This is a genomic window from Streptomyces thermocarboxydovorans, assembly GCF_039524635.1.
In the GTDB taxonomy this organism is placed as follows: Bacteria; Actinomycetota; Actinomycetes; order Streptomycetales; family Streptomycetaceae; genus Streptomyces; species Streptomyces thermocarboxydovorans.
This window is the reverse complement of record NZ_BAAAGU010000016.1, coordinates 97146-105129: the sequence shown is the minus strand read 5'-3', so window position 1 is coordinate 105129 and position 7984 is coordinate 97146. Positions and strand designations below refer to the sequence as shown.

General features: G+C 70.8%; 8 protein-coding genes and 1 pseudogene. 6 read left to right on the top strand and 3 right to left on the bottom strand.

Annotated elements, in window-relative coordinates:
* The first annotated feature begins 189 nt into the window (after positions 1-189).
* From ABD198_RS10140 to ABD198_RS10130, 3 genes are all read left to right on the top strand, one after another.
* Positions 190-1095, top strand: a complete 906-nt coding sequence (locus ABD198_RS10140) for a LysR family transcriptional regulator (RefSeq protein ID WP_343999537.1) — start codon at positions 190-192, stop codon at positions 1093-1095.
* Between the two features lie 96 nt (positions 1096-1191).
* Positions 1192-1674, top strand: a complete 483-nt coding sequence (locus tag ABD198_RS10135; RefSeq protein ID WP_167997978.1) for an NUDIX domain-containing protein — start codon at positions 1192-1194, stop codon at positions 1672-1674.
* Positions 1675-1773: 99 nt separating this feature from the next.
* Positions 1774-2640: a GNAT family N-acetyltransferase gene (locus ABD198_RS10130; RefSeq protein ID WP_343999534.1), complete on the top strand. Its 867-nt coding sequence runs from the start codon at positions 1774-1776 to the stop codon at positions 2638-2640.
* A 110-nt stretch (positions 2641-2750) separates the two neighbouring features.
* Here the strand turns inward: ABD198_RS10130 and ABD198_RS10125 are convergent, their stop codons facing one another.
* Complete coding sequence (locus ABD198_RS10125; RefSeq protein ID WP_343999532.1) at positions 2751-3173, bottom strand: GlcG/HbpS family heme-binding protein; 423 nt, start codon at positions 3171-3173, stop codon at positions 2751-2753.
* Positions 3174-3317: 144 nt separating this feature from the next.
* The gene (locus ABD198_RS10120) at positions 3318-4526 is read right to left on the bottom strand and encodes an MFS transporter (RefSeq protein ID WP_343999530.1); all 1209 of its coding nucleotides are present in this window, start codon (positions 4524-4526) and stop codon (positions 3318-3320) included.
* Between the two features lie 140 nt (positions 4527-4666).
* Here ABD198_RS10120 and ABD198_RS10115 point away from each other — a divergent pair, with 140 nt between their 5' ends.
* Positions 4667-5131 carry a MarR family winged helix-turn-helix transcriptional regulator gene (locus tag ABD198_RS10115; protein ID WP_343999528.1) on the top strand — a complete coding sequence of 155 codons (465 nt, stop codon included), beginning with the start codon at positions 4667-4669 and terminating at the stop codon, positions 5129-5131.
* A 30-nt stretch (positions 5132-5161) separates the two neighbouring features.
* Positions 5162-5614 carry a GNAT family N-acetyltransferase gene (locus tag ABD198_RS10110; RefSeq protein WP_343999526.1) on the top strand — a complete coding sequence of 151 codons (453 nt, stop codon included), beginning with the start codon at positions 5162-5164 and terminating at the stop codon, positions 5612-5614.
* A 79-nt stretch (positions 5615-5693) separates the two neighbouring features.
* On the opposite strand, the gene ABD198_RS10105 is transcribed toward ABD198_RS10110, so the two are convergent.
* Positions 5694-7079: a serine hydrolase domain-containing protein gene (locus ABD198_RS10105; RefSeq protein WP_343999524.1), complete on the bottom strand. Its 1386-nt coding sequence runs from the start codon at positions 7077-7079 to the stop codon at positions 5694-5696.
* A 51-nt stretch (positions 7080-7130) separates the two neighbouring features.
* Here ABD198_RS10105 and ABD198_RS10100 point away from each other — a divergent pair.
* Positions 7131-7971: pseudogene (locus tag ABD198_RS10100) on the top strand (phosphotransferase).
* The last annotated feature ends 13 nt before the right edge of the window (positions 7972-7984 follow it).

The following is a 7984-nucleotide window of genomic DNA, read 5'->3' as shown; positions in this document are numbered from 1 at the left end:
CAGGTCGTTCGTCACACATCGACGTTGGACGCCCTCGTCTCATGTCCGCAGGCGATCCCTTGGACTCATTCATCTAGTTGACTCGCTGTCAGTGTCCAATCACAGTAGCGACAGCAACCTATCGACTTATTTATAGTTGAGCATTCTTCGGGGGCCAGAGCAGTAGCTGGGACAAGGGGAGGGCACACCGTGGATCTGGCCTTGCTACGGACCTTTGTGACCGTGCACAGGGCCGGCTCCTTCACCCGCGCCGCCGCTCTGCTCGGCCTCTCCCAGCCTGCCGTGACCTCCCAGATTCGGACGCTGGAGCGGCAGCTCGGACGCCCTCTCTTCTTACGCCAGGCCCGCGGCGTGACGCCGACGTCCATCGGCGACGAACTCGCGCACCGGGCCGCCCCGCATCTCGACGCCCTCGTGGAGATCGCCGAGACCGGGCTCGAGGAGGACTCCTCCCTGCGGACGCTGCATCTGGCGGGGCCTCCCGAGTTCACGGCGGAACGGGCCCTGCCCGCCCTCACCGAGCTGACCGGCGAGGACGGCCAGGGCCTCGCCCTGCGGGCCTCCTTCGGGACCGCCGAGGAGGTGCTGGAGGGGCTGGCCGCCGGTCATCACGACCTGGCGATCAGCACGATCCTGCCGCGCGGCGCCCTGCTCTCGGCGACCGCGCTCTGTGACGAGGAGCATGTGCTCGTCACCGCTCCGCGCTGGGCCGAGCGGATCGACATCGAGAAGCTGCCCCGTACCGGCGGATCCGTCCTGGAGGAGGTACCGGTCGTCGAGGTGCACGAGTCGCTGCCGCTCGTCTCCCGCTACTGGGCCTCCGTCTTCGACTCCCGCCCCGTCGCCACCGGCACCGTCGTCGTCCCGGATCTGCGCGCGGTGCTGGCGTGCACCGTCGCGGGAGCGGGCCTGGCGGTCCTGCCCCGCTATCTGTGCGCGGCGGCTCTCGAGCGCGGCGAGGTGATCGCGCTGCACGAGCCGCCGGTGCCCCCTCTGCGCACGTACTTCCTGGTGGTCCGCACCGGGACGCTGGCGATGCCGCATGTCGCGCGCGCTCACGAGTGGCTGCAGCGGGCGGCGAAGGACTGGTGCTGAACGGTCGGCACGGTGGAAACGGTGTCCCGGCCGAAGCATGCACCCGGTCACGCCCCGCGATGTTTCACGTGGAACATGCGGGGCCACATTTCTCCCATGACCGTCCGACCCGTGGTCAAGCGCACCGCCCGTGCCGTTCTGCTGGACGGTGACGACCTCATCCTGATCAAGCGCACCAAACCCGGCGTCGATCCCTATTGGGTCACCCCCGGCGGCGGGGTCGAGCCATCGGACCCGACCGTCGTCCATGCCCTGCACCGCGAGGTGTACGAGGAGCTCGGCGCCAAGATCACCGACGTGGTGCCCTGCTTCGTCGACACGGTGGAGCACATCGGCGAGGACGGCGGCGCCACCGGTGTGAAGGTGCAGCACTTCTTCGTGTGCCGCCTGGAGTCCATGGACCCCTCCCTGCGGCACGGCCCGGAGGTCGACGAGCCGGCCGGCGAGTACGAGATCGTCCGTGTCCCGTTCACCCGTGTCGGCATCGCCTCCGTCCATCTCGTCCCGTTGTCCCTGCGGCACTATCTGGACGGCAACATCGAGGGAGTCCGCGCCATGCACGCACCCGATCTGGGCTGACCTTGCCGGCGCTTCGCCGGTGACGGCATGGCCAAAAGGGTCTGTCCATCGGAAGAAACAGGTGGACGGCGGCGGCCTGCGTCGGACAGCCTGACCTGCGTGCCGATGCCTTCTCTCGCCTCACTGCCCGTCCGCCGCCTGACGCTCAAGGATCTCACCGCCTGCGCCGACCTCTCCGAGGACCGCGGCTGGCCACGGGAGGAGCACAAGTGGGGACTCCTCCTCTCGGCCGGCAAGGGCTACGGCATCGACGACCCCAGTGGCGGGCTGGTCGCCGCCTGTGTGGTCACCGAGTACGGGGCCGGGGAGCGTCCCGCACTGGGCGCCATCGGCATGGTGCTCGTCGCGGAACGGCACGCCCGCCGGGGGGTCGGCCGCCGGCTGATGCGCCAGGTGATCGAGGAGGCGGGCCCCACACCGCTCACCCTGCATGCCACGCCGAACGGGCGCCCCCTCTACGAGCAGCTCGGCTTCAAGGTCACCGGCCGGGCGGAGATGGTGCGCGGGCATCTCACTCCCGGCGGGGAGGCCGACGAGGCCGTCACGCGGGCCGCCACCGCCGAGGATCTGCCCGCGATCCTGCGGCTCGATCACGAGGTGTTCGGGGCGGACCGCACGCACATCCTCACCCGGCTGCCCGCCTTCGCCGACCAGCTGCGCGTCGCCGAGGAGGACGGCCGTCTCATCGGGTACGCGGCCGCCTGGCCCAACATGGAGACGCATGTCGTGGGCCCGCTGATCGCCCGAGACACGGCGACGGCCAAGGCCCTCGTCCGCTCCCTCGCCGCCCGCACCGACCGGCCGCTGCGCACCGACATCGACGTCCGCCACGAGGAGCTGCTGCAGTGGGCGAAGGAGCACGGTCTGGAGTCCGTCGCCTTCAACGCGGTCATGACGTACGGGATCACGGAGCTGCCGGGTGACTGGAGCCGCCGTTTCGCGCCCGTGACGGTCGCGGCGGGCTGAAGCCCTCCGGCACGCCTTCCGACACGCGGACGCCGGCCCCCGTATCCATCGGGGACCGGCGTCGACGACGCAGCGGGCGGGCCCGGTGTGCGTGGTGTTCGTCGTGGGGCTCAGCCGAGCGCGGCTATGGCGGCCTCGGCGAAGGCGTGGTCCTGCTCGGGCGCGCCCCCGCCCACACCGATGGCGCCGATCAGACGGCCGTCCCGCCGTACGGGCAGCCCGCCCGCGATGAACAGCAGCGGCCGGTCGAGCGCGGTCGGCAGCGTGTGGAACGGTCCCCCGGGCTGCACGGCGTCGACGAGGCCGGCGGTGGGGGCGTTCAGCTGCAGCGCCGTGTAGGCCTTGCGGGTGCTGGTCTCGCCGGAGATCAGGACGGCGCGGTCGTCCCGCCGGAAGGCGAGCAGATGCCCGCCGGCGTCGAGGACGGTGACGCTGACGCTGACTCCGGCCGCCTCGGCGGCCCGGCGAGCGCCGGTGACCAGGGCCTCGGCGTCCGCCGTGGTGAGCGGGGCGACAGCAGTGGTGGTGCTCATGGGGAGGTTCTCCTTGGTGTACCGGTACCGGTTGTACGGGTTGAGCTGATCGAGCGGGTCGAGTGGTGACGGGAGCCGGTGACTGCGGGGCGGCGCCGGCCCGCGGCCACGGATCCAGGGATCCCGCGGCCTCGGATCCACGGGTCAGGGGATGAGGGCCCCGTGCTGGTCGGCGGGGACGGAGCCGGCGACCACGGCGCCGGTGCGGGCGGCACGGCGGTCGAGCGCGGCCGAGAGGAAGGCGAGGACCAGGGCGGCCGCGGCGAGGGCGGCGCCGACCCAGTTGGGCGCGGTGTAGCCGAGGCCGGCCGCGATCACCAGTCCGCCGAGCCAGGCGGACAGGGCGTTGCCCAGGTTGAAGGCGCCGATGTTCACGGCGGAGGCCAGCGTGGGCGCGCCGTGCGCCTGGTCCAGCACCCGCTTCTGCAGCGGCGGGACGGTGGCGAAGCCCAGCGCACCGATCAGGGCGATGGTGACGGCCGCGAGGATCTTGTCGTGCGCGGTCAGCGTGAACAGCGCGAGGACCACGGCGAGCGCCCCGAGGGACACGTACAGCATGGGCATCAGGGCCCGGTCGGCGTACTTGCCGCCGATCAGGTTGCCGCCCACCATGCCGAGTCCGAAGAGGACCAGCAGCCAGGTCACCGAGCCGTCGGCGAAACCGGCGACGTGGATCATCATGGGCGCGATGTAGGTGATGGCCGCGAAGACACCGCCGAACCCCAGGACGGTCATCGCCATGGCGAGCAGGACCTGGACGTTCTTGAAGGCGGCCAGCTCGTGCCGCAGGCGGACACCTTCCGGCTTGGGCATCTCGGGGACGAGCCGGGCGACGCCGAGGAGTCCGACGACACCGAGCGCGGCGACGATGCCGAAGGTGACGCGCCAGCCGGCCGCCTGGCCGACGAAGGTGCCGAGCGGGACTCCGACGACATTGGCGACGGTGAGGCCGGTGAACATCATGGCGATGGCTCCGGCCTTCTTGTCGGGGGCGACCAGGTCCGCCGCGACGACCGAACCGATGCCGAAGAAGGCGCCGTGGGCCAGCGAGGCCACCACGCGTCCGATCAGCATGACGCCGAAGACGGGGGCCAGCGCCGAGAGCAGGTTGCCGGCGATGAACAGGCCCATCAGCAGCATCAGCATCCGCTTGCGCGAGACCCTGGTGCCGAGGGCGGTCATCAGCGGCGCACCGAGCACGACGCCGAGGGCGTATCCGGTCACCGAGTAACCGGCGGTGGGGATGGAGACCCCGAAGTCCTGTGCGACCTCGGGCAGCAGTCCCATGATCACGAACTCGGTGGTTCCGATCCCGAAGGCCCCGATCGCGAGGGCCAGCAGCGCTAGAGGCATAAGACGAGACCTTCCAGAACATTGCAGGAGCGCTTTACGCGCCCCGACAATAGTTGCAGACGCGTTTTATTTACAAGCGCGGACTATTGCGTGCCTGCTCTATCCTGGGATGCAGCCGCCCTTGGACGGAGGAAACGCCCATGACCGCCACGGACCCCGCCCTCACCGCCCTCGCCCAGGGCTGGTGCGCCCTCTCCCTGCTGCACGGGAGGATCGAGGCGCACATCGAGCGCGCACTGCAGTCCCGGCACGGGCTGAGCGTGCGCGAGTACTCCCTGCTCGACGTGCTGAGCCGGCAGCACGACGGCCCGGGCGGCCATCTGCAGATGAAGCAGGTCGCCGACGCGGTGGTCCTCAGCCAGAGCGCCACCACCCGCCTGGTCACCCGGCTCGAGGACCGGGGTCTGCTGGAGCGCTATCTGTGCCCCACGGACCGGCGCGGCATCTACACCAACGTCACCGAGGCCGGTCTGAAGCTGCTGGAGGAGGCCCGGCCGACCAATGACGCCGCCCTGCGCCAGGCCCTGGACGAAGCCGCGAAGAACCCCGAGCTGGCCCCTCTGGTCCGCACCGTCGAAACCCTCAAGGCACCGGTGCCCGCCTGAGGCCTGGCCGGGGCGCGTACGCTGCGCGGCATGGGAGATCTTGAGATACGCGCAGCAACCGCCGACGACATCCCCGCCATCGTCGGCATGCTCGCCGACGACCCCCTGGGCGCCCAGCGCGAGTCGCCGGACGACCTCGGCCCCTACCTCACCGCGTTCGAACGGCTCCGCACCGATCCCAACCAGCATCTGGTCGTCGCCGTCCGGGAGGGGCGGGTCATCGGCACCCTGCAGCTCACGATCATTCCCGGCCTGTCCCGTCGTGGCTCCACGCGGTCGATCATCGAAGGCGTCCGCGTCCATGCCTACGAGCGGGGCAGCGGCCTGGGGTCCCGGCTCATCGAGTGGGCCATCGAGGAGTCCCGCCGTCAGGGCTGCCGGCTGGTCCAGCTGACCTCCGACAACACCCGCACGGACGCCCACCGCTTCTACGAGCGTCTCGGCTTCGTGGCCTCACACGTGGGCTTCAAGCTCGCGCTCTAGGAAGGCTGGACGAGATGGGCCGGGGGTGTTTCACGTGAAACACCCCCGGCCCCCACTCCTGGGTTCTTCCGATCGCCGGCTAACCGATCCCCCGCCACCCCTCGGGATCGACACCTCCCGGCACCGGTGCGGTCTCGTCATAGGGCAGCCGTGTGAACACGAACGACCCGAGGTCGAGATGGCTCACGGATCCGTCCGGCCTCCGCACGGGCTTGAGAAGTTCACCGGCGTAGTAGCCCTCGAGCCCCGTCCAGGTGCCGTCCCCATTGGAACGGAAGCGTGAGCGGCGGCCGCTGCCGCTCAGCGGTCCCAGCGAGATCAGGCCGTCGCCGATGAGCCGCAGGGCGAAGGGGTGCGTGCCCCAGTACCACTGCCCCACCAGCTCCAGCACCGCCGGATCGGCCTCTCGCAGGGGCTTCCAGGGCGCGGGGATGCGCGGCTCCGCCTCGGCCACGATCCGGACGAGATCGGCGGCGACCCCGGACACCGCAGGACCGGATGTGCAGTTGGCCAGGACGACCGCGGCCACGTCGTCCTCCACGCTGATCGCAAGACCGGCGAGGAAGCCCGGCAGAGACCCGGAGTGGCCGACGAGGGTTCGTCCCTCCTGATGCCGGATCTCCATGCCCAGGCAGTACGCGTACCCGCCGGCCACATCGGCGGCCTCGACCGCCGCCGCGGGCGTCCTCATCTCCCGCACGGACTCCGCGCTCAGCACCCGCTCGTCACCGTTCATCAGGAAGGAGGCGAAGCGCGCCAAGTCCGCGGTAGTGGACCACAGTTGTCCGGCGGGCGCCATCCGTCCGAGGTCCTCGGCCGGCTCCGGCAGCAGCACATCCGCCCAGGGATGCACGGCCCAGCCATCCGCATGCGGCGCCATCGGGCGCACGCTCGTGCGACTCAGGCCCAGGAGTTCGAGCACTTCCCGCCGAAGCACCTCCTCCCAGGAGGCACCCCGCACCTTCTCCACCAACGCGCCCAGCAACGCGTAGCCGGGGTTCGAGTAGTGGAACCGGCGCCCCACCGGATGCACCAGCGGCCGCTCGCCCAGCACATCGGCCAGTTCGGGGCGGAGAGATCCCGGGGTGCGCTCCCACCACGGCCCCGGCGTCTCGGCGGCCAGTCCACCGGCGTGCGCCAGCAGTTGGGCGATGGTCGCCTCCCCCACCCCGGTCCCGGGGAGGTGCTTCTCCAGGGGATCCCCGAGGTCCAGCACTCCCTCGTCCCGCAGCCGCAGCACCAGCACGGCGGTGAAGGTCTTGGTGATGGAACCGATCCGGTACTGCACATGCTCGTCCGCGGCCGCCCCCTCCACCGCCGTACGCGCCCCCGACCACACGGCCGCACCGCCGCGCACCACCGTCGCGACGAGTGACGGTACCCGCCCCTCCGCCTGAGCGACGGCAATCCGATGCAGCAGTGCCCGCTGCGTACCGGGCAGAAGTTCTTCCTGAGGTGTCGTCATGACCTCAGTTCACCAGCAAGGGTGTACACATACCCAACGACGGGAGAGACCATGGAGCCGGCGGAACTCGGCCGAGCAGTCGCGGCGGGGCGAGCGACCGTCGCGGAGCTGGGTCTTCGGGTCGACGACGCCTTCGTCGTGCACAACTCGGATCGCGTGGCGCTGCGTCTGGTCCCCTGCGATGTTCTCGCCCGGGTCGCGCCTTCGCAGCAGCTGGCTGAGACGAGGTTCGAAGTGGAGGTGGCCCGCCGTCTCGCCGAGGCCGGCGCACCGGTGGCCGGGCTCGATCCTCGCGTCGAACCTCGGGTTCATGTGCGGGATGCCTTCGCCGTCTCGCTGTGGACCTACTACGAACCCGTCGGACGCGGGATCGAGCCGGCCGACTACGCGGACGTGCTCATGCGGCACCATGCCACACTGCGCCGGGTCGACCTGGACACCCCGCATGTCACCGACCGGGTCTCCGCGGCGCTGCGAGAGGTGACCGACCGGCAGCGGTCACCCGAGCTGTCCGACGGCGACCGGACATTCCTCCGTGACGCCCTCGCCGAGCTGAGCGCCACGATCAGCGGCAACGGAACCGGCGACCAGTTGCTGCACGGCGAGCCCCACCCGGGCAACCTCCTCAACACCGGGCAAGGCCCGCTCTTCGTGGACCTCGCCACATGCTGCCGCGGTCCCATCGAGTTCGACCTCGCCCATGCGCCGGAGGAAGTGGAATCCCACTATGCGGCGGCCGATCCCCGCCTGACTCGCCTGTGTCGCGCCCTCAACTGGGCGCTGTTCTCGGCCTGGCGCTGGCGCCGGGACGACCAGATGCCCGACCGGGGTCACTGGAGAGGAGGGACTCGACCGGGTCCGTGCCGCCCTCGCCCGCTGCGCCCGGGGCTGAATTGGGGGAGCAA

What these genes read in the sequence shown, in the direction of transcription:
- ABD198_RS10135 (WP_167997978.1), top strand. Translation starts at nt 1,192, where the DNA reads ATGACCGTCCGACCCGTGGTCAAGCGCACCGCCCGTGCCGTTCTGCTG.
- ABD198_RS10125 (WP_343999532.1), bottom strand. Translation starts at nt 3,173, where the DNA reads ATGAGCACCACCACTGCTGTCGCCCCGCTCACCACGGCGGACGCCGAG.
- ABD198_RS10120 (WP_343999530.1), bottom strand. Translation starts at nt 4,526, where the DNA reads ATGCCTCTAGCGCTGCTGGCCCTCGCGATCGGGGCCTTCGGGATCGGA.
- ABD198_RS10115 (WP_343999528.1), top strand. Translation starts at nt 4,667, where the DNA reads ATGACCGCCACGGACCCCGCCCTCACCGCCCTCGCCCAGGGCTGGTGC.
- ABD198_RS10110 (WP_343999526.1), top strand. Translation starts at nt 5,162, where the DNA reads ATGGGAGATCTTGAGATACGCGCAGCAACCGCCGACGACATCCCCGCC.
- ABD198_RS10105 (WP_343999524.1), bottom strand. Translation starts at nt 7,079, where the DNA reads ATGACGACACCTCAGGAAGAACTTCTGCCCGGTACGCAGCGGGCACTG.